This is a genomic window from Lentzea sp. NPDC055074 (assembly GCF_053608005.1).
This window is the reverse complement of the sequence record NZ_JBSGUQ010000005.1, coordinates 450950-472149: the sequence shown is the minus strand read 5'-3', so window position 1 is coordinate 472149 and position 21200 is coordinate 450950. Positions and strand designations below refer to the sequence as shown.

At 69.6% G+C, this 21200-nt stretch carries 13 protein-coding genes; 8 read left to right on the top strand and 5 right to left on the bottom strand.

Annotation, left to right across the window (positions count from 1 at the left end):
* Window positions 1-2 precede the first annotated feature (2 nt).
* The 5 genes from ACWF7A_RS15510 (at window position 3) to ctaD (ending at window position 12153) form a co-directional block, all read left to right on the top strand.
* On the top strand, window positions 3-4160 hold the full coding sequence (locus tag ACWF7A_RS15510; protein WP_452251105.1) for a glycoside hydrolase family 2 TIM barrel-domain containing protein: 4158 nt from the start codon (window positions 3-5) through the stop codon (window positions 4158-4160).
* 67 nt (window positions 4161-4227) lie between these two features.
* The gene (locus tag ACWF7A_RS15505) at window positions 4228-5034 is read left to right on the top strand and encodes a slipin family protein (protein ID WP_452251159.1); all 807 of its coding nucleotides are present in this window, start codon (window positions 4228-4230) and stop codon (window positions 5032-5034) included.
* 97 nt (window positions 5035-5131) lie between these two features.
* On the top strand, window positions 5132-9028 hold the full coding sequence (locus ACWF7A_RS15500; RefSeq protein WP_452251104.1) for an AAA family ATPase: 3897 nt from the start codon (window positions 5132-5134) through the stop codon (window positions 9026-9028).
* On the top strand, window positions 9029-10354 hold the full coding sequence (locus ACWF7A_RS15495) for an esterase/lipase family protein (protein ID WP_452251103.1): 1326 nt from the start codon (window positions 9029-9031) through the stop codon (window positions 10352-10354). It begins immediately after the preceding gene.
* A gap of 38 nt (window positions 10355-10392) precedes the next feature.
* On the top strand, window positions 10393-12153 hold the full coding sequence (gene ctaD, locus ACWF7A_RS15490) for an aa3-type cytochrome oxidase subunit I (protein WP_452251102.1): 1761 nt from the start codon (window positions 10393-10395) through the stop codon (window positions 12151-12153).
* Window positions 12154-12178: 25 nt separating this feature from the next.
* Here the strand turns inward: ctaD and ACWF7A_RS15485 are convergent, their stop codons facing one another.
* On the bottom strand, window positions 12179-12991 hold the full coding sequence (locus ACWF7A_RS15485; RefSeq protein WP_452251101.1) for an SCO6745 family protein: 813 nt from the start codon (window positions 12989-12991) through the stop codon (window positions 12179-12181).
* A 131-nt stretch (window positions 12992-13122) separates the two neighbouring features.
* Between ACWF7A_RS15485 and ACWF7A_RS15480 the strand changes: the two genes are divergently transcribed.
* Entirely contained in the window at window positions 13123-13659 is a 537-nt protein-coding gene (locus ACWF7A_RS15480) for a DUF4240 domain-containing protein (protein ID WP_452251100.1), read from the top strand.
* A gap of 161 nt (window positions 13660-13820) precedes the next feature.
* Here ACWF7A_RS15480 and ACWF7A_RS15475 read toward each other — a convergent pair whose 3' ends face one another.
* Genes ACWF7A_RS15475 through ACWF7A_RS15460 form a run of 4 tightly spaced genes read right to left on the bottom strand, consistent with a single transcriptional unit; the run spans window position 13821 to window position 19720 of the window.
* Window positions 13821-14204, bottom strand: a complete 384-nt coding sequence (locus ACWF7A_RS15475) for a hypothetical protein (RefSeq protein ID WP_452251099.1) — start codon at window positions 14202-14204, stop codon at window positions 13821-13823.
* Complete coding sequence (locus tag ACWF7A_RS15470; RefSeq protein ID WP_452251098.1) at window positions 14204-16132, bottom strand: vWA domain-containing protein; 1929 nt, start codon at window positions 16130-16132, stop codon at window positions 14204-14206. The genes ACWF7A_RS15475 and ACWF7A_RS15470 overlap by 1 nt, the downstream gene beginning before the upstream one ends.
* Window positions 16129-17520, bottom strand: coding sequence for a sigma 54-interacting transcriptional regulator (locus ACWF7A_RS15465; protein WP_452251097.1), 1392 nt, complete (start codon window positions 17518-17520; stop codon window positions 16129-16131). The genes ACWF7A_RS15470 and ACWF7A_RS15465 overlap by 4 nt, the downstream gene beginning before the upstream one ends.
* 55 nt (window positions 17521-17575) lie before the next feature.
* A complete protein-coding gene (locus ACWF7A_RS15460) occupies window positions 17576-19720 on the bottom strand; it encodes a N,N-dimethylformamidase beta subunit family domain-containing protein (protein WP_452251096.1) in 2145 nt (714 codons plus the stop codon).
* Window positions 19721-19817: 97 nt separating this feature from the next.
* Between ACWF7A_RS15460 and ACWF7A_RS15455 the strand changes: the two genes are divergently transcribed.
* Both ACWF7A_RS15455 and ACWF7A_RS15450 read left to right on the top strand, forming a co-directional pair.
* Entirely contained in the window at window positions 19818-20243 is a 426-nt protein-coding gene (locus ACWF7A_RS15455; RefSeq protein WP_452251095.1) for a hypothetical protein, read from the top strand.
* A gap of 60 nt (window positions 20244-20303) precedes the next feature.
* Window positions 20304-21101, top strand: coding sequence for a hypothetical protein (locus ACWF7A_RS15450; RefSeq protein WP_452251094.1), 798 nt, complete (start codon window positions 20304-20306; stop codon window positions 21099-21101).
* Window positions 21102-21200 lie beyond the last annotated feature (99 nt).

Below are 21200 nucleotides of genomic sequence, written 5' to 3'. Positions count from 1 at the left end.
GAATGACCGGCGAGCACCAGGAACCTCCGCACCCGGACTTGGAGCCCGAGCGCAGGCTGAGCCTGAACGGCGAGTGGCGCCTGCGGATGTTCGACAGGCCGCAGGACGTCAGGGACACCCCGGACGGGTGGCGCACGGTCAAGGTCCCCCACACGTGGCAGACCGACTTCCTCGACCACCCGATGTTCCGCAACATCCCCACCGAGATGTACCCGGACGACCCGCCCGGGGTCCCGCACGACGTCAACCCCACCGGCGTCTACGAGAAGACGTTCGACCTGCCGTCGGACTGGGACCGCACGCTCGTCCGCTTCGAGGGCGTGACCAGCGGATACTTCGTCTGGGTCAACGGCACGTACGCAGGCTACGACCAGGGCGGCTACACGCCCGCCGAGTTCGACATCACCTCCAAGCTCCGCCCCGGCCACAACACGCTGAAGGTCCAGGTCCACCGCTGGGGCTCCGGCTCGCACCTGGAGGACTACGACCAGTGGCGGTTCTCCGGCATCTTCCGCGAGGTCTGGCTCTACTCGACGCCGAAGACCTACCTCGCGGACGTGACGATCAGGACCGACCTGGACGCCCAGTACCGCGACGCCACGCTCACCGCCGACGTGAAGATCGGCGGCCCTGCCGAGGGACACACCGTCCGGACCAGGCTCTTCGACCCGCACGGCCGTGAGGTCGCCGTCCAGGACGGCAGGGTCGCGAACCCGCTCAAGTGGACCGACGAGACCCCGAACGTCTACGAGCTCCAGATCGAGCTGGTCGAGAACGGCCGCGTCGTCCAGACCGGCAGGCAGCCCGTCGGGTTCCGCGAGATCGAGATCGCCGACCGGCAGCTGAAGATCAACGGCAAGCGCGTCCTGTTCCGCGGCACGAACCGAGCCGAGACGTCCGTCCGCGGGAGCCGCTACGTCACCCGTGCCGACCAGGAAAAAGACGTCCAGCTGATGAAGCGGTTCAACATCAACGCCGTGCGCACCTCGCACTACCCGAGCGACCCGTACTTCTACGAGCTCGCGGACCGCAACGGCCTGATGATCGCCGACGAGGTGGACATCGAGACCCACCACCACGACGGCTGCCCGAACAACTGCCTCGCCGAACGCCCTGAGTGGCAGGACGCGTTCCAGGACAGGTTCGTCGCGATGATGCAACGGGACAAGAACCACCCGAGCGTCGTCATGTGGGACACGGGCAACGAGGCAGGCCTCGGCAAGGCGCACTACACGATGGCCGAGTACGCACGGAAGAACGACACCCGCCCGCTCTACCACCAGCCGAACGTGCCGGACGGCGACGCGCCGTTCGCGGACGTGGCCGGCCCGCGCTACCCGTCACCCGCGAGCCTCGAAGCCAAGGCGAAGACCACGACCAAGCCGATCATCATGGGCGAGTACGCGCACGCCATGGGCAACAGCCTCGGCAACTTCAAGGAGTTCTGGGACGTCGTGCGCGCCTATCCGCAGGTGCAGGGCGGTTTCATCTGGGACTGGGCCGAGCAGAACATCGCGTTACCGCTCTACACCACACCCGACGACGCGAACGGCATTCTCGCGCACCTGTCCGGCAAACCGTCCCAGGTGGACGGAAAGCACGGCAAGGCGTTGCAGCTCAGCGGACTCGACGACTTCGTCGAGGTCTACCGGGACCGCAAGCTCGACGAGGTGACCAACGGTCTCACCCTGGACGCCTGGGTCAAGCCCGACACGTGGACCGGCGACTTCACCGTCATCTCCAAGGGCGACCACCAGTACGCGCTGAAGATGTCCAACGCGACGACGCTGGAGTTCTTCGTCCACAGCGGTACGTGGCGCACGGTCCGTGCGACGGTTCCGGCAGATTTCCAGGGCAACTGGCACCGCGTCACCGGCACGTTCGACGGCACGAAGCTGCGGTTGCTGATCGACGGCCGTGAGGTCGCCACGACGGACTACAGCGGCACGATCGACTGGTCGCACTGGCCCGTCAACATCGGCCGCAACGCCGAGACCATGCAGGAGAACGTCGGCACGCGCATGGCCCACGGCGCGGTCGACCAGGTCCGGATCTACCACCGCGCGCTGACCGAGTCCGAGCTCGCGTCGGACCCGAAGCAGACCGCGGTGCTGGCGCTCGACTTCGAGAAGCTGGAGGACAAGGGGCGTCAGCAGTCCTACGGTGCCGGCACCGGTGGCGTCGACGGCGTGGTGTGGGCGGACCGCAGGCCGCAACCGGAGACCACCGAGCTGATGGCCGTCCACTCCCCCATCCGGTTCTCGCTGGCGGGCAGCGAGCTCACGATCGTCAGCGAACGCCGGTTCACCGGCACCGACGACCTCGAGCTGCGCTGGCAGGTGCAGGACAACGGCCGCACGATCGCCCAGCACCGGGGCAGGCTCCAGCCGGGCACCATCGCGTTGCCGGACTTCGAGGCCGAGACCGACCGCCGGCTGACCGTCCGCGCGGTCGACCGGCAGGGCAACGACGTCGGCGTCGCCCAGTTCCCGCTGGGCGGCACGCAGATCGCCGGCCTGCACACACCGGGCACCCCGGGCAGGCTCACGACCACCGAGACCGGCGACGAGGTCGTGTTGTCCGGCAAGGACTTCCGGTACGTCGTCAGCAAGACGACCGGCACGCTCACCTCGATGCGCGTGCGGGGCACCGAACTGCTCAGGACCGGCCCGGAGCTCGACGCGTGGCGTGCTCCGCTGTCCAACGAGTTCATGAGCGAGGACGGCTCCTGGTACCGCAACGGCCTCGACCGCCTCAAGACCACGCCGTCGAGCGTCACGGTCACCCGCAACGCCGCCGACACGGTCATCACCGCGAAGTCCACGGCCCAGGCGGTGCAGAACGCGTCGTTCGGCCAGACCTTCACCTACCGCGTCACAGGTGACGGCGAGATCACCGTCGGCCACCGGGTCGCCGCGCAGGACCGCATGCGCGACCTCAGTTACCTGCCGGGCATCGGCTTCACCCTCGAGGTGCCGCAGGACTTCCGGAAGTTCACGTGGTACGGGCGCGGTCCGGGCGAGAACTACGACGACCGCAAGTCCGGCAACCCGGTCGGCATCTACGAGTCCACTGTGGACCGGGAGTTCAACGACTACTACAAGCCGCAGGACTACGGCAACCACGCGGACACGCGCTGGGCGACGCTGTCCAACGGCCGCGCGGGCCTGCTCGTGGCGGGTGACCTCGACGTCCGGGTCTCGCAGTACGACGACCTCGACCGCGCCGCGTACCCGTTCGCACTCAAGAAGAACGACGGCTGGACGACCCTGCACGCGGCGCACCGCGTGACAGGTGTCAGCGAGACGTTCCACGAGCCGTTGCCGCAGTACCAGGTGGAGGCGGGCAACGAGTACGCGTACTCCGTGCTGCTGCGTCCGCTCACGCCCGTGGAGGCCGCGACGGGCAAGCTCGGCAACCGGGTGGACTGCGCGCCCACCGCGGAACTCCGCGCCACCGACACCGTCCTCGAACCGGGCGAGCAGGTCGAGGCCGAACTGGTGGTGACGAAGCCCTGCCCCGGTACCACCACGGCGAGGCTGACCGCGCCGGACCACTGGTCCGTCACGCCCGCCACGGCCGATCTCTCCCGCGGCAGCGCGAAGGTGACGATCAGGCGCGACGGCGGCGCCACCGGCACCCGCCCGGTCTTCGCGGAGATCAGCACGGGCAAGGCGGCCTCCACCCTGACGAAGGACTTCACCGCCACTCCCCGCCCGCCGCAGGGCGAAGCGCAGGTGTCCGCGCTGGAGTTCCTCGACGAGCGCAACGGCTGGGGTCCGGTCGAACGCGACCGCAGCAACGGTGAGGAGCAGGCCGGCGACGGCAACCCGATGAGCATCCGAGGCGCTGGGTTCGCCCACGGCGTCGGTGTGCACGCCGACTCGGAGTTCCAGGTCTACACCGGCGGCCGGTGCGGCACGCTCACCGCGACCCTCGGCGTCGACGACGAGACGAACGGCGGCGGCACAGTCCGGTTCGAGATCCTGAAGGATGGCCGATCGGTCTACCAAAGCCCTGTGCTGACAGGGCAGAGCGCGGCCGTCCCGATCACCGTGGACACGAGTGGAGCAACGGTGCTGACGTTCCGGGTGACGGACGGAGGTGACGGCAACCCGCACGACCACGCCGACTGGGCGTCCCCGGTCCTGCACTGCTGAAAATCGTCAGACCCCGGGCGTACCGTGGGAGATCAGGGCATTCGCCGCTGAAAGGCGGGGTCTCATGATCATCTTCGAAATCCTCGGCGGACTGGTCGCGCTCGGAGGCCTCGGCCTCGCGATGAGCGCCAGAGTGATCAAGCAGTACGAGCAGGGCCTGGTGTTCCGGTTCGGCAAGCTGCAGCAGGGCGTGCGCGGGCCAGGGCTGACGATGCTCCTTCCCGGGGTCGACCAACTCCGGAAGGTGAATCTGCAGATCGTCACCCTGCCCGTGCCGGCGCAGGACGGCATCACGCGCGACAACGTCACCGTGCGTGTGGACGCCGTCGTGTACTTCAAGGTGCAGGACCCGGCGAAGGCCGTCATCAACGTCGAGGACTACCGGTTCGCGATGTTGCAGGTGGCGCAGACGTCGCTGCGCTCGATCATCGGCAAGAGCGAGCTCGACGACCTCCTGTCCAACCGCGAACGGCTCAACCAGGGCCTGGAGCTGATGATCGACACCCCGGCGCTGGCATGGGGCATCGACATAGACCGCGTCGAGATCAAGGACGTGGCGTTGCCCGAGAGCATGAAGCGCTCGATGTCGCGCCAGGCCGAGGCCGAACGGGAGCGGCGCGCCCGCATCATCACCGCCGACGGTGAGCTGCAGGCGTCCAAGAAGCTCTCCGAAGCCGCCGGGACCATGGAGTCCACACCCGGCGCGCTCCAGCTGCGGCTGCTGCAGACCATCGTGGAGGTGGCGGCGGAGAAGAACTCGACGCTGGTGCTGCCGTTCCCGGTGGAGCTGCTGAGGTTCCTGGAGAAGAACACGAACCTGGAGCTGCCGAAGGAGTCGACCGAGTCGCCGAAGGAGCCGAAGGACCAGACGTGAGCCCTGAGGCGCCACACGTCGTGCGACTACGCCATGTGAGTTACCCGCCGTAACACCCCTTGCCCGCGGGCGACGTGTGAACAGGGGGTAGTGACGCATGCAGGAGAGGGTCAGAGGCAGGTTCGTCGGCATCGGCGTCGGCTCCTACGAGCTGGTGCAGCCGCTGCAGCACGCCGTGAGCGACGTGCGGGAGCTGCGTGCCCTGCTCAAGGGCTACGACGGCGACCCCCTCGCCGACCCGACCGAGGCCGACGTCCGCGCGCACATGAAGGAGCTCCGCCGCCGTCCGCAGGACGGCGGGGCGCTGGTCGCGTTGTGGAGCGGGCACGCGATCCCCGTCGCCGGCAACCTCAGGCTCCTGGCCAGGGACAACGACGGCGCGATCGACGGCATCATGCTGCACGAGTTCGCGCTGTGGTGTGCGGCCTCGGGCGCGCACCAGGTGCTCATCATCATCGACGCCTGCTACTCCGGCGCCCAGCTCGACGAGGCCGTCCGCACGGTCGCGGCCCTCCAGGAGGAGTTGCTCGCGGGCCAGGTGCACTGGGCGGGTGTGCTGGTGTCGTGCTCCAGCGTCGAAACGGCCCGTGACGGTCTTTTCGGCGGGAAGCTCCGCAAGCTGCTGCGTGCTGGTCCCACGGCTGATGAGGACGCACGGCGGTGGAGCGACCGCATCGCGTTGGTCGACGGTGGTGCGGTCGGCACGGCGTTGCTGAACGCGTGGGACAGCGACGTCCAGCGGCCGCGCTTCATGCAGTACGGGTCCGCGCAACCGATGCTGCCGAACCCTCTCTACGCCGCGAACACGGTCGTGAAGCACCTTCTGCTCGCGGCCCGCGGTGGTGACTCCCCGGACAACAGGTCGTGGTTCACCGGCCGCACCGCCCAGGTCGACAAGGTCGTGAGCTGGGTGCGGTCCGGGGCCGCCGGCCTGCGGGTGGTCACCGGGTCGCCGGGCACCGGCAAGTCTGCGGTCGTCGGCCGAGTCGTCAGCCTGTCCAACTCGGCCGAGCGCGACCTGCTGCTGACCGCCGGGCCGTCGTTCCGCCACGCCGACCCCGGTCCCGGTTCGGTCGACGCCGCCGTGCACGCCCGTGCGATGGACGCGGACCGCGTGGCCGACCTGCTGAGCCGCCAGCTCGTCGCCGCCGGGCTCGTCCCCGGACCCGACGGCCCGCGGCGGGGCGCGGCCGAACTGGTGGGTGTGGTCAGCGCGCTGGCGGAGCCTCCGGTGCTGGTCGTCGACGGACTGGACGAGGCGCGCGGCGAGTCGTTCTCGATCGCCACCTCGCTGCTCACCAAGCTCGCGGCCCACGCGGTCGTGATCGTCTCGACCCGCCAGGCGCACCGGGTCGCGGGTGGTGCTCCCCTGCTGACCGAGCTGTCGCCGGTCGAGGTGCTGGACCTCGACGACGCCGACAGCGAGTCCGACGTCCGCGAGTACGTGATGGCACGCCTGGGGCCCGCGGCGAAGCAGTCCACCGTGGACGAGCTGGCGAAGCTGCCGTTCCTGACCGCGTGGATGATCACCGACCAGGTGCTCGCCGACGGCGGCGCGGACCTCAAGCTGTCGCTGGACGCCGCGTTCGACCGTGAGCTTGCGAAGGTGCCTTCTGCCCGTGCGTTGCTGACGGCGCTGACGTGGAGCTACGGCGCGGGATTCCCCGAGGCCGAGTGGAGGGCCGTCGCGCACGCGTTGTCGGGCGAGGAGTTCACGCGTGACGACATCACCGCCGTGCTCACCGAACTGGGCCGTCACGTCGTGCAGGACGGTGAGGAGGGCACGGCGGTCTTCAAGCTGACGCACCAGACGTTCGCGGACCACCTGCGGCAGCCGTTCGCACCGAGCCGGGACGAGGTGTTCGCGCCGGACGCCGAGAAGGTGGCGTGCGCGCTGATCGGGCTGTACCGGCAGCGCATGGAGGCCGGCGTGCCGCCGAACGTGCCGGGCTACCTGTGGAAGTACGCGTGGCGGCACTGCGGGCACGCGGGGACGCGGGCGCTGGACGGGCTGCGAGCGCTCGCCGTGATGAACCGGATGTTGTTGCCCGACATCGCACTCGCGGCCACGACGGCCGCCAACGAACTGATGCACTGGGGCCGCGGTGACGAGGCCGTCGCGCCGCTCGAAGAGGCCGCCGAGCACTTCCGCGCTCTCGTACCGACGCTGCGGATGTACCTGGCGGACCTGGCTTTCGTGCTGAACAAGCTCGGGCGGCGGTTCCGCGACGCCGGACGCCTCCAGCAGGCCGTCGCACCCGCCGAGGAAGCCGCCGTGCGGTATCGCGAGCTCGTGGCGTCGACCCCGACGTCGGCGGAAAGCCTTACGCACAAACGGCTTGCGCAGCGCATCGCGAAGACGATGACGCACGGCGGTGACAACCCGACGTACGCGGCGCACCTCAGCGGCGCGTTGGTGGACCTGAGCGAGGTCTACGCGATGTTGGGGCGCAGGCAGGACGCACTGTCCACGGCTCGTGACGCCGTTGCGGCCGTGGACACAGACGCACCGCTCGCGCGCGCGATCACCTGTCTCGCCGCACGGTGCAGCGACTCGGGTCTGCGTTACGAGGCCATGCAACGGTCGAAGCTGGCCGTCGAGCTGTACTACTCACTCGCGCAGACGAACCCTGTATTCCTCGCGGACCTGGTGAGCGCACTGGTGGAGCTGAGCCGCGACTACCTGGCACTGGGCCGGCTGGCCGACGCCGACAGCATGACCCGGCAGGCCGCGGACATCAGCGGCACGCTCGGCCGGCACGCCGCGTTCCGGCCCCAGCTCGCCGACGCGGCGCTGAGCCTGAGCGTCGCGTACAGCATGGGCACCCGCACGGACGCGGCCCTGAACACCGCCCGGCAGGCCGCCGACCTCGCCGACGGGCTGCCCGTGCACGGTCAGGCGCTGCACAACCTGATGCGCCGCCAGCGCGACGCGGACAAGCCCCGCGAGGCGCTCGCCACCGGCCTGCGGACCGTCGAGGTGTGCCTGCTGCCGGAGAACACGGACCGCCTGTCGACACTGGCGGCGGCGTTGTTCACGCTCGACACGATCTGCGCGGGCCTGAAGCAGCCCGAGATCGTCGACGAGACCTGGGAACGCGTCATCGCGCGGTTCACCGGCCCGCACCTCGCCACGCTGCTGATGCTGCGGGCCGCGGCCACGAGGGCCGGTGATCCTGCGGCGGCGAAGTGGCTGTGCCAGGCGCTCACGCACGTCGGCCAGTCGCGGCAGGCGATCCACGACGTGCACGACATCGCGCGCCGTCACTACGACTCAGGCCCATGGCCGTGGGACACCGTTCCTGACTGGCTGTCGGTCGACCGTGCGTTGCTGCGGACCGCACGCTCGTGGGTGTTCGCACGCTCCTATGCCGAGGAACGGACGATCCTGCTCGCACACCCCGAGTTGTTGTCCACTGACGCTGACGTCGCTGTCACGGAAGCGTTGTACGGCACGAGCCTGATCGAGGCCCAGGTGATCCAGGCACGCCGGGCGACCGCGCGGCAGCAGGGTGTCGTGCTCGCCTATCGGCCGTGGCTGCTCGCGAGTCTCGCGGACGAGTTCGTGGACGCGACGCCCGCACGCCGACGCGAACTGCTCACCACGCGCCGGGAGGAGTTGCTGGACAAGGAAGTGCTGAAGAACGTCCGCGACAACCGGCCCGTCCACGCGCTGCTGTTGCTGGCCGACGAGGACACCGACGTGCTCGACCTCGTGCTGGACGCCGTCGAGGACCCCGCACGCGTGACCGAGATCCTGCGCGGGCTCGCCGCCGGTGCGTCGCCTCAGGCGTTGACGCAGGCCGTGACGGCGTTGGAGCCGCACGCGTTGGCGGCGCTGTACAAGGTGGTCGCGCGTGCTCGGGCAGGAGACCAGCGTCTGGCGTTGCCCGCGGCTGATCAACGAATGGCGTGGATCCACGAGCTCACCTACCTGGTGCCCGCGAACTTCGCGTTGCTGTCCCTCATCCGCAAGCTGGCCGAGGAGTCCTAGATGAGCGATCTGGTCGTCGTCCTGCCCGGCATTCTCGGCAGCACGCTGCGCAACTCGGACGGCATGGTCTGGGAGGTCTCCGGCAGGGCCGCGTTGCGCGCGGTGCTGACGCTGGGCCGCAGCCTGCGGCAGCTGAAGCTCCCGGCCGGCATCGGCGACGAGCACCCCGGCGACGGCGTCGAGCCCGTCGGGCTGATGGCGGACCTGCACGTCGTCCCGGGCATCTGGACGCCGTTGAAGGGCTACGACCGGGTGACACGCCGGATGAACTCGCTCGGCTACACCGTCGAGAAGGGCAACCTGATCCTCTTCGCCTACGACTGGCGGCTGTCGAACCGCTACAACGGCGCGCTGCTGGCACGGCGGGTGGACGAGGCGCTGGATCGCATCGGGCCGGACGCCAAGGTCAGCTTCGTGTGCCACTCGATGGGCGGGCTGGTCGCGCGGTGGTGCATCGAGCAGTGCGGGATGGCCGAGCGGACCGCGAAGCTGATCACGATGGGCACGCCGTACCGCGGCGCCGCCACCGCACTGGACCAGCTGGTCAACGGCGTGCGCAAGGGGCTCGGCCCGCTGGCGGTCGACCTGACGGAGTTCGCGCGGTCGATGCCGTCGCTGCACCAGCTGCTGCCCGAGTACGCGTGCATCGAGTCTCCCGGCGGGCTGCTCAAGACGACCGAGGTGTCGCTGCCCGAGCTCGACACGAAGATGGTGTCGGACGCGATGGCGTTCCACGGCGCGTTCACCGACTCGTTCGCGGACAAGACGTACGCGATCCTCGGCGGTAAGCAGCCCACGGCCACCACGGCTCGTATCGCCGACGGCAAAGTCACCTGTTATCGGACCTATGGCGGCGAAGACCTGTACGGCGATGCGACCGTGCCGATGCCCGGCGCCGCACGCCGTGGCCTCGCGTTGGACTCGAACACGCTGCACCGCGTGACGGAGCAGCACACGTCGTTGCAGGACAACGCCGCCGTGCTGGACGCCGTGGAGTCGTTCCTGACCGCGAAGCCCATCGTCCCGCGCAACGTGGTCACGACCGAGCCGCAGCTCAGCGTGCCGGACCTGGTGCTGACCGGGGAGACGATGGAGGTCACCGTCGAGCTGAAGGACACGCCGGCGCGGGCGCTGAAGGTGGCCCTGCTCGACGAGAACGGCAAACAGGTCGAATCGCGCAGTCCGGCGATCTCCGAGAAGATGGCGATCACATTCGATGAATTGACCCCCGGCGCCTACTACGTGCAGGTCAGCGGCATTTCCGTAGGCGCTCCGGTGGCCCCGGTGACCAGTGCGGTGCTCGTCGTGGATTGCCCCTCGGTCTGACCCGGAGGACGATTCAACTCTGGCACGGAGGAGGCGCGATGACCACGATCAAGCCCACGCCCGTAGTGCCCCATCCGGGGGCGGCGCGCGCACGGCCGAAGGGCTCGTACTTCCTCCAGCTGTTCAAGACGACGGATCCCAAGCAGATCGGGATCATGTACCTGACCACGTCGTTCGTGTTCTTCATGATCGGCGGCCTGATGGCGCTGCTGATGCGCGGCGAGCTGGCGCGGCCGGGCCTGCAGTTCCTGTCGAACGAGCAGTACAACCAGCTGTTCACCATGCACGGCACGATCATGCTGCTGCTCTACGCGACGCCGATCCTCTTCGGGTTCGCGAACTACATCCTGCCGTTGCAGATCGGCTCGCCGGACGTCGCGTTCCCGCGCCTGAACGCCTTCTCGTACTGGCTGTACCTGTTCGGCGGCATCATCGTGGTCGCCGGGTTCGTCACGCCCGGTGGCGCCGCCGACTTCGGCTGGTTCGCCTACACGCCGCTGTCGTCGGCCGTGCACTCGCCGGGTGTCGGCGCGGACCTGTGGATCATGGGCCTGGCGGTGTCCGGCCTCGGCACGATCCTCGGCGCGGTCAACATGACGACGACGGTCGTGTGCCTGCGCGCGCCCGGCATGACTATGTTCCGGATGCCGGTGTTCACCTGGAACATCCTGGTGACGTCCGTGCTGATCCTGCTGGCGTTCCCGATCCTGACCGCGGCACTGATGGGTCTCGCGGCGGACCGCCACCTCGGGGCGCACGTGTTCGACCCGGCCAACGGCGGCGTGATCCTATGGCAGCACCTGTTCTGGTTCTTCGGCCATCCCGAGGTGTACATCGTCGCGTTGCCGTTCTTCGGAATCGTGACCGAGATCTTCCCTGTGTTCAGCCGCAAACCGTTGTTCGGCTACAAGGGTCTGGTGTTCGCCACTCTCGCGATCGCCATGCTGTCCGTGGCCGTGTGGGCGCACCACATGTACGCCACGGGTGCGGTCTTGTTGCCGTTCTTCGCGCTGATGACGTTCCTCATCGCGGTGCCGACGGGCATCAAGTTCTTCAACTGGATCGGCACGATGTGGAAGGGGCAGCTGACGTTCGAGACGCCGATGCTGTTCTCGATCGGCTTCCTCGTGACGTTCCTCTTCGGTGGCCTCACGGGCATCCTGCTGGCCTCACCGGCCGTCGACTTCCACGTGTCCGACACGTACTTCGTGGTGGCGCACTTCCACTACGTGCTGTTCGGCACGATCGTGTTCGCCACCTACGCGGGCATCTACTTCTGGTTCCCGAAGATGACCGGGCGGATGCTCAACGAGCCGTTGGGCAAGCTGCACTTCTGGACGACGTTCTTCGGCTTCCACGGCACGTTCCTCGTGCAGCACTGGCTGGGCAACGAGGGCATGCCGCGCCGTTACGCCGACTACCTGCCCTCCGACGGCTTCACGTTCCTCAACACGTTGTCGACCATCGGCGCGTTCCTGCTCGGCGCGTCCGTGCTCCCGTTCGTGTGGAACGTCTTCCGCTCCTACCGCTACGGCGACCTGGCTCCGCAGGACGACCCGTGGGGCTACGGCAACTCGCTGGAGTGGGCGACGACCTCACCCCCGCCGAGGCACAACTTCAAGGAGCTGCCGAGGATCCGCTCCGAACGCCCGGCGTTCGAGCTGCACTACCCGCACATGGTGGAGCGGATGCGCGACGAGGCGCACTTCTCGCTGACCCATCCCGGCAAGCACCGGGCGGGCAAGGACGAGGTCACCGAGAAGGCGCTCGCGTCGACCGAACGGGACGGCGCGGACTAGGGTCCGGCCCGGCCGTCGCCCGCTCCTAGCGGCGGCCGGGGATCATCCCGGCCTCGACCACGGCCTTGCTCAACGGCGCGGCCAGTTCCACGAACCGCTGCTTCTCCTGGTCGGACAGCACGTCGTAGGCCGGCGCGGCCATGTGGTCCGTGTCGTCCTCGATGCCCTGCCGCAGCTCACGCCCCTTCTCCGTGAGCAACTGGTCCTCACCGACGAGCCCACGCCCCTGCAGGTCCTGGAGAGTCGCCGCCCACTGCTCCTCAGACCACGCACGCGTCTTGCGCAACACATCGGCCGGATAGTCACCCGTGGCGACGTGCAACACCAACGCCTCGATGCCCGTGACGTTGTGCCGCAGCAGCGCCGCAAGGTGTCCGTCACCCCGGAACTCACGCAACAACGTCTGCGCGTGGAACAGCTGCAACCGAGGCTCGTCCGGCCACGGCAGCGCGGCGTGCGCGGCGAACAACGGCCGCCCGTGCAGCATGTCCTTGGACCGCTCGGCCGCACGCCGGGCCAGCTCGTTGATCTCCTTGAGGTCGTCCGGCAGCACCTTGGCCAGCGCCTCGTCCGCCGCCTCCCACCGAAGCTCGAGCATGCGCTCCGGCGACACCTTCTCCCACGCCTGCGGGATGCGCGCACGCACGATCGCGGGGTTGAAGTTGTAGAACGTCGCGATCACGACCTCGGCCCCGACCGCACCGAGCGCCGCGGCACGGGACGCGAAGTAGCCGCCGGGCCGGTCCAGCCCGACACTCGCGTACCGCTGCTCCGCCTCAGGAGAGAAGTAGATCATTCCGTGCACGGCCTCGAGCGAGCGAAACAGAGTCCTGATCATGTCTACAACCTAGAACGTCCAGGCTCGTAAGTCAGCCGCCGGTGCCGCATCGGTGCGCGCAGCCTCCTCTCCGTCCGTCCGTCCGTCCGTCCGTCAAAAAATTGTCAGACCCCTCTGCCAAGCTTCGAGCTGTGGACCCGAACTCCTTCTGGAAGCTCATCTCCGACGCCCGGGCGAGCGTCCCCGACCCGGCCGACGGTCACGCCGTGGCGGCCGCCGCCACCACCCTGCTCGCCGAGCGCCCGCCCGCCGAGATCGTGGCGACCCAGCAGGTCCTGTGGGAGGTGCTGACGGCCTCGTACCAGAACCCGCTGTGGGCAGCGGCCTACCTCGTCAACGGCGGCTGCTCGGACGACGGCTTCGACTACTTCCGCGGCTGGCTCGTGACCCAGGGCGAGGAGACGTACACGGCCGTCCTGGCCGACCCCGACTCGCTGGCGGCCTTACCCGTGGTCGTGGCCGCCGCCGAGTCCGGTGACGAGTTCGAGTGCGAGGACGCGCTGTCGATCGCGTGGAACGCCCACATCAAGGCGACGGGCATGCAGTTGCCCCAGGACGCCTTCCGGATCAGCTACCCCGCGCTCGACCCGGACTGGGACTTCGACTTCGACGACAGCGCCGAGCTGGCCACCCGGCTCCCACGGCTGGCCGCGCTCTACGACCTCTGAGCGCGGGGAGGACGGTTTCGACCACTTCCGGGGCTGGCTGATCACCTGGGGCCGGAACGCGGCCGCTCGTCACGCTCAGCGCCGGCAAGACGTGCGCCCCACCGCCGACCGCACCGCCAAGGTGGGCGGAACCGGCACAGGAGTTCGACGACGAACTGGCGCTACGGCAGCACTTCCCGCGGCTGACCGCCCTCTACCCGCTCCGAACCGGCCACGAGCACCCCGAACGCCACGTGGTCCAGCCACTGCGCACCCCTGGGCAGTGCGCGGAGCTGAGCGTTGTGGCGTCCGAGGACCTCCAGGTCGAGGGCGGCGATCAGCAACCCGGCCACCGCCCCTCCGACCACACCCCGCACTCGCAGCCGTGTGAGCACGAACGCCCAAAACGCTGACACGGCGAGGTGCACGACAACGCCGGCACGAGCACCCCCGCCGACCAACGAGCCGGCAGCCCGTGTGGCGCGCAACGGATCGTCACGCTTCATCAGGGCGTGCACGGTCGACGGCACGCCGCTCAACACCACCGCGAGGAGGTACCTGCGCATCAACGACGCCGACGCCGTGATTTCAGGTAGTCGCTCACCACGGCGGCGCCGAGGCCTTCCTCGTCCGCCGACACCACGCGCCCACCGCCCCGGCGGGCCACGATGTCGACGAACGCGGCCAGGCGAGGGTCGTCGCCCAGCTTGAACACCGAGATCGTCGCCCCGAGCCGGGCCAGCGCGTCGACCTCGTTCAGGGTCTTGGCGAGGGTCCTGGGCAGGGGTGGGTAGTTGAACTCCGCGTCCCCCTCGGGTTCGAGGTGCGCGGTGGGTTCGCCGTCGGTCACGACCAGCACGACGGGCTGGGCGTCGGGATGACGCCGGACGTGACGGCCCGCCAGCAGCAGCGCGTGGTGCAGGTTCGTGCCCTGCTCCCACACGCCTTCCAACGCCGTCAGCTGGCCGATGTCCACGGCCTCGGCATAACGCCCGAACGTCACCAGTTGCAGCGCGTCCGTCCGGAATCGGGTGCGCACGAGGTGATGCAGGGCCAGTGCTGTGCGTTTCATCGGCACCCAGCGGCCGTCCTGCACCATCGACCAGGAGGTGTCGACGCACAACGCGACAGCCGCACGGGTGCGGTGTTCGGTCTCGGACACTTCGAGATCGACGACGTCCATGGACATCGAGCCGGAGCGCAACACGGAGTTGCGCAGGGTTCGCGGCACGTCCCAGGGTTCGGTGTCGCCGAACTGCCACGGGCGGGTCGAGCCGATCAGCTCACCCGCCGCGCCGGCCGAGGTCGTCTCGCGGGCGCCCTGCGACGACCGCAGCTGGTCGACGACGCCGCGCAGCGCCGTCTCTCCCAGGCGTCGCAACGCTTTCGGCGTCAGCTTCAGGGAGCCGTCGGGGGCGCGTTCGACGATGTTCTGCGACCGCAGTGCCTTCTCCAGCTCCGCGAGGCGGCGGGCGTCGACCGAGGCCGACTCGCCCAGCTGGCGTTCGAGCGCCTCCAGGTCGATGTCCTCCAGGCGGGCGCCCGGATACGACTGGGAGAGCTGCTCGGCCAGGGCGTCGAGCTCGGCGAGGTCCGCCATGGCCTGGGCACCCTCGCCGAGGCCCAGCGGGTCCTGGCCGCGGAAGCGGGCGGACGACGTCCAGTCCTCGCCCGGCCGCAGCCGTTGCAACAGGGAGTCCAGAGTGGACAGAGAGGAGCCGATGCCACCGAAGGCCTGCTGGGACAACGCGGACAGCTCGGCGCGCTGCTCGTCGGTCATCGAGTTCATCATGCGTTGCGCCGCGGCCGAGCGTGCGGCCAGGGCGTCGATGAGCTCGTCGACGTTGCGGGGCTTCTCCGGGAAGAACTCGCCGTGCTTGCGCATGAAGTCGTCGAACAGGCGCGGCGTGTCCGGGGAGCCGGAGGCGTGGGCCTCCAGCAGCGAGTTGAGGTCGCGGAGCATGCGCTGGATGCGCTCGACGTCGCGGGAGTCCACGTTGGACAGCGCGTCCTTCATGCCCTGGAAGCGCTGGTCGAGCAGTTCGCGGCCGAGCAGGTCGCGGATCTGCGCGAACGCCTCGCGCGCCTCCTCGGAACGCCAGTCGTAGTTCGACAACTCCTGGACCGCGGCGGCGGTGCCGGGCGGCAGGGCGTCGAGCTGGGCCTCGCGGAAGCGCGCGTCGTCGGACGGGTCCGGGAACAGCGTCCGCCGTTCGGCCTCGACCGCGCGGTCGAGGAGCTGGCGGACCTCGGTCAGCGTGCCGTCGAGGCGGTGCCGGCGCTGGATCGACGCACGGCGCTGCCACAGGCGCGAGGTCAGGTCGTCGAGGCCGCGGGTGCCGTCGACGCCCCGGCGCAGCAGCTCGCGCAGGGCGGACGACGGCGAGGCACCCTCCATGATCTCGCGGCCGAGCTCGTCCACGGCCGCGCGGAGGTCCACCGGGGGCGCCAGCGGATCGGCGCCGCCGCCCCAGCGTCCGTAGCGGTATCTCATCCGTACACCGATCGGTCGTCGTCGGAGGAGTTGTCCTTCGACAGGTGGCGGGTCAGGTACAGCGACTCCAGCGCCAGTTCCACGGCGGAGGCGATGCGGCCGACGGGGTCCTTCGGGCCCGCGCCCAGGCGTGCCGCGACCTCGTGCAGGATCGGGAGCTCGGGCAACGCGGCCAGCAGGTCGCCGGCGTGCACCCGGTCTCCGGTCGCGACGGGGTGGCCGTCCGAGACGACCTCGGCGAGCGCGCGCAGGTTCAGGCCGGCCAGGCGGGCGCGGGCGGTGTCGGCGATCGAGCGGCGCAGCAGGTGGACGAGGACCTCGTCCTCGCGGCCGTCCTCCCCCGCCTCGAACTCGAGCTTGCCGCGCAGCACGTCCGGCACCGACTCGAGGTCGATCGGGCGGGCGATGGGCGGGGTCTCGCCGATCAGCGCGGACCGGCGCAAAGCCGACGCCGCAACGGTTTCCGCCGCCGCCACGGCGAACCGGGCGGAGACGCCGGAGCGCTGGTCGATCGACGACGACTCGCGCAGGTGCCGCACGAACCGGGCGATGATCTCCAGCAGGTGGTCGCCCACCTCGGCGACGAGGTCGGCCTCCTGGCGGACCAGGTCGACCTCGGCGTCGATCTCCAGCGGGTAGTGCGTGCGGACCTCGGCGCCGAAGCGGTCCTTGAGCGGCGTGATGATGCGGCCGCGATTCGTGTAGTCCTCGGGGTTCGCGGTGGCCACGAGCAGCACGTCCAGCGGCAGCCGCAGCGTGTAGCCGCGGACCTGGATGTCGCGCTCCTCCATGACGTTGAGCAGCGACACCTGGATCCGTTCGGCCAGGTCAGGCAGCTCGTTGATGGCGATGATGCCGCGGTGTGCGCGCGGGAGCATGCCGTAGTGGATGGTCTCCGGGTCGCCGAGCGAACGGCCCTGCGCCACCTTCACCGGGTCGACGTCACCGACCAGGTCGCCGACGGACGTGTCGGGCGTCGCGAGCTTCTCGGCGTAGCGCTCGGAGCGGTGCCGCCACACCACCGGCAGGTCGTCGCCGAGCTCGGCGGCCCGGCGCTTCGACTCGGGCGTGATCGGGTCGAGCGGGTGTTCGCCCAGCTCGGAGCCCTCGATGACGGGCGTCCACTCGTCGAGCAAGGAGATCAGGCCGCGCAGCAGGCGCGTCTTGCCCTGCCCTCTCTCCCCGAGCAGGACGACGTCGTGGCCTGCGAGCAGTGCGCGTTCGAGCTGCGGGAGCACGGTGCGGTCGAAGCCGACGATGCCGGGCCACGGGTTGCGTCCTTCGCGCAGGGCCGCGAGCAGGTTCTCCCTGATCTCGGTCTTGACGCCGCGCGGCAGGTGCCCGGCGGCGCGCAGTTCGCCCGCCGTGCGGGCCAGGTTCTGGGTCACGCGAACGACGCTACGCACCCGAACCTGACCCGTCGACGTGGAGCGACTCCAGCTCCTAGAGCCGAGCGGCGTTCACCGCGTTCAGCAGGATCCGCGACATCTTCGGGTCATGGGCGAGAGCACCGTTGAAACAAAGGGAACTCGCGCTGAACACCCACCCACCGTTCGGCTTGGACATCACGCACATCTGCGCGCCGTGCGGTTGTTCTCCGTGAGCGAACTGCACGACACCGGGTGCTTCCGGGCCCGCTCCGGTCCTGGTGTCGACCTCCCAGCCGCTGGCCGCGAAGTTGTACCCGGTCGTGCCGAACCTGTCGCCGACCCGGAGCCCGGTGCCCTCCAGGAACGGGTGGTCGGCGTCGACGACGTACGGGTACATCTCCATGTAGGAGGTGCTGTCGTACGCGACGCCGAGCACCTCCGACTCCGGCCGCCCCTGCTCACGCCACGTCCAGCGCTCGCCGTTGTCGGGGCGGCGGTGCAGCACGAACCCACCCGAGGCGTCGTGGTCGACGCGCTCGTACATGCCGTTGCCGCCCGTGTAGATGACACGGCCGCCGTTGGCGAGGTACGTCTCCAGCGCCGCACGCATCTCCGGCGTCCAGTACTCGGGGTGCGTGGCGAGCACGAGCGTCTTGTACTGCGCGAGCCATGACGGGTCGTGCAGGTCCAGGTCCTGGTAGCAGTCGTACGCGACGTTGTTGTCCGCGAACCACTTCATCAGCAGCAGATCACCGTAGAACCGCACGTCGATGAACCCGGGAGCCTCGATGTAGGCGTTCGCGAACGGCCGCCTGATGGAGAACTGACGGCGCCCGTAGGCCGGCTCCCAGGAGTACTGGAAGTGCCCGCCCCAGTGGTTGTAGGCGTTGTGCGTCAGGTACGGCAGGAGCAGCGCCACCTTCTCTCGCGGCTGCTTCGGCTTCACCACGAACGGGATGTACTGCCTCATGCCGTGCGGGCCTTCGAGCTTCACGACGTGGAACCCGGACTGCCAGTCGTCCGGCACGGTGAACGAGAACGCCGCAGGCCAGCCCGGTCCGTTCGCCCGGTAGCCGGACCTGAGCAGGTGCCGCTGTCCCCGGTACGTCTGCGGTGCCCTGACCTGCGTCGCGCCGCCCTGCTCGATCGGGCCGGTCAGCCGCAGGACGCTGGCGCTGAACGCGTCGAACGTCGTCGAGACCGCCACGTCGAGCCTCTGACCAGGGGCGACCGACCAGCTGGTGTACCCCTGCAGGTTCGCGGTCCTCGCCACGCTGAAGCCCGTGCCGACCAGCGCGCCCGTGCCGTTGGGCCAGAACACGCCGGACGTGTCGATCGTGAGGTGGTTCGCGAGCTTGTACCAGCGGAGCTCGTGGTCGGTCTGCGTGTGGTCCCGGTTGACCCACACGACGTAGACGGCGCCGTTCTCGGCGAACCGCTCGACGCCCGAGCCGAAGTCGAAGCCGGTGCCGAGGTGGATGGCGTTGCCGTTGTTCGCCCACGCGCCCGGCCCGTTGGTCCCGTCACCGGCGAGGTAGCGGAACCAGTGCAGCACGGCGCCGTGCCGCACGCCGTAGATGACGCCGTTCAGGTCGGCGAAGAACATGTCGTAGTCGCGCTTCTCGCTCGCGATCTTCTGCCCGACACCGTTGTTCTCCCACGCGCCGGGACCGTTCGAGCCGTCACCCGCGATGTACTTGAACCAGTACATGTCGCCGTGGGCGTCCACGGCGTAGAAGACGCCGTCCCAGCCGCCGAAGACGTACGAGTACTGGCCGAAGCCGCGGTGGATGATGTTGTTCGTGCCGGGCGCCCAGTAGCCGTCGCCGTTGGCGGGGTTCGTGAGCACCCACTTGTGCCACCACATCGTGCCGTCGCCGCAGAGCCCGAAGAGCTGGCCGTGCTGGTCCGCGAGCACGTTCGTGTGGATCTGCCAGCCGCTGCCGATCTCCCGGCCGTCACCGCTGGCCCAGCTGTAGGTGCCGTTGTCGCGGCCCAGGTGCTTGAACCACTTGATGCGCCCGTCGGCGTACAGCGTGTAGATGATCCCGTTGCCGCCCGGCACGATCTGCAGCAGCCGCTGTTCCGGGTCCTCCGCGGCCGCGTGTGCGACCGGCTGCTGACCCGCCGCGAGCGCGACCCCGGCGAGTGCGGCCGCCGTGCCCTTCAGGACGGTCCGGCGCGCGACGGATCCCTTTTCGTCATCCCCCAGATGCATGCGGCCATCGTGCAGCACAATGCGAGGCGTTATGAGCAACTGTGTTGATTTCAGATGGGCACCGTCACCCGCTGACTGGCGGGCCAGCCTGCGAGCGATGGTCCCGATGTTCAAGTGGGCGCCGTGGTTCGCGCTCGTGCTCGGGATCTTCTCGCTCGTGCTGCTCGCCGGCTTCGAGGACACGCTCGTCGTGGCGCTGTTCGGCCTGGTGTGCGCGCTCGTCATCGGTCTCATGGAGCCGGTCGCGGTGTGGTGGCGCTTCTCGTCCGACGAGATGATCAGCCGGACCGTGATGGGCAGCGCCGACGCCCGGTCGTTCCGGCTGGCCGTGGGCACCGCGGTGCGCGAGGAGATCGTCTGGGAGGAGCTGCCGGGCTGGACCGAGACGCGGCAGGGCTTCGTCCTGGAGACGCTGGACGAGGGCGCGGCCTCGCTTTCCGTGCCGCACCGGGCCTTCGCGTCCGATGAGGACCTCACGTCGTTCCGGTCGCTGCTCGAGCAGCACATCGGTCCGGCCAAGTAGGTGTCTCGGATCGGGCACACCGGGTGGGGCTCGCGGGGCCGGGCAACGTAATCTCGTCGGGTGTCCTGTGCGAGTGCCACGCTGGTCGTGTGGACGTCGGGCTGGCTGCACGGTCTAGCCGCCGCCGACGACGTCCTCGACGCCCTGCACACGTGGGCCGAGCAGCACGAGGTGGTGGCCGACGACGACGGCACCGCCACGGCGCTCGACCTCCCCGGTCCCGACGAGGCCCCTGTGGGCCCCGCCCTGCTGCTGGCCGCCCTGCGGCGCGCGGGCGCGACCTCAGCCCGGCTGGTGCTACCAGTACCGGGCGACGTGCGGGGCCTGGGAGGCAAAGGCACCCTCGCGACGTGCGCGCTGCGCTCCGGCGAGGCGCTCGTCGTCCCGTCCGTGCACATCGGGCTGGTGCCGAAGATCGTGGCCGACGGCGTGATGCGCTGGACGGTGTTCGACCTGCCGTCCTCCAACGGCCTCGAGCACATCCCGATCGGCGAGGCGGAGCACGGCCTGGGAGCGGCCCTGCGCGAGGCGACGTCGGCACTGGCCGCTCTCGACGTGGCCAAGCACCGCCCGAACGTCCGCAAGGAGATCGCCGACCTCGCGGCCGAGAACTCCACCCTCCCGTGGCCCGACGCGATGCCTCCGCGCTCGCTGCGCGTGCTGCAACGGGCGGCCGAGGTGGCCGCGATCGTGTCCGTGGCCAGCTCGGACTCCCCCGGCGGCGCCCTGTCCGCCTCCGCGGTGACCGCCCGCGCCGAAGCACTGCGTCCGGTCGCCGAGGCCGTGCGCCGCGCACGCTGCGCAGCCGTCGACGAGGCCGTACGGGTCCTGGCGGACAGCGGCGCCGGAAGGCACTGACCCAAACGAGTGGTTCTCCCCCGGTGACCTCTCCGGAGCGCGCAACTCCGCCAGAACCGTCGGTGCCCCCGCATAGGGTGCCGGTGGGGAGGACGCCGA

Excerpts from the sequence above, each read along its gene's own strand:
- ACWF7A_RS15495 (WP_452251103.1), top strand. The coding sequence starts at position 9,029 with ATGAGCGATCTGGTCGTCGTCCTGCCCGGCATTCTCGGCAGCACGCTG.
- ACWF7A_RS15470 (WP_452251098.1), bottom strand. The coding sequence starts at position 16,132 with ATGAGATACCGCTACGGACGCTGGGGCGGCGGCGCCGATCCGCTGGCG.
- ACWF7A_RS15510 (WP_452251105.1), top strand. The coding sequence starts at position 3 with ATGACCGGCGAGCACCAGGAACCTCCGCACCCGGACTTGGAGCCCGAG.
- ACWF7A_RS15485 (WP_452251101.1), bottom strand. The coding sequence starts at position 12,991 with ATGATCAGGACTCTGTTTCGCTCGCTCGAGGCCGTGCACGGAATGATC.
- ACWF7A_RS15500 (WP_452251104.1), top strand. The coding sequence starts at position 5,132 with ATGCAGGAGAGGGTCAGAGGCAGGTTCGTCGGCATCGGCGTCGGCTCC.
- ACWF7A_RS15475 (WP_452251099.1), bottom strand. The coding sequence starts at position 14,204 with ATGCGCAGGTACCTCCTCGCGGTGGTGTTGAGCGGCGTGCCGTCGACC.
- ctaD (WP_452251102.1), top strand. The coding sequence starts at position 10,393 with ATGACCACGATCAAGCCCACGCCCGTAGTGCCCCATCCGGGGGCGGCG.
- ACWF7A_RS15460 (WP_452251096.1), bottom strand. The coding sequence starts at position 19,720 with ATGCATCTGGGGGATGACGAAAAGGGATCCGTCGCGCGCCGGACCGTC.
- ACWF7A_RS15455 (WP_452251095.1), top strand. The coding sequence starts at position 19,818 with ATGGTCCCGATGTTCAAGTGGGCGCCGTGGTTCGCGCTCGTGCTCGGG.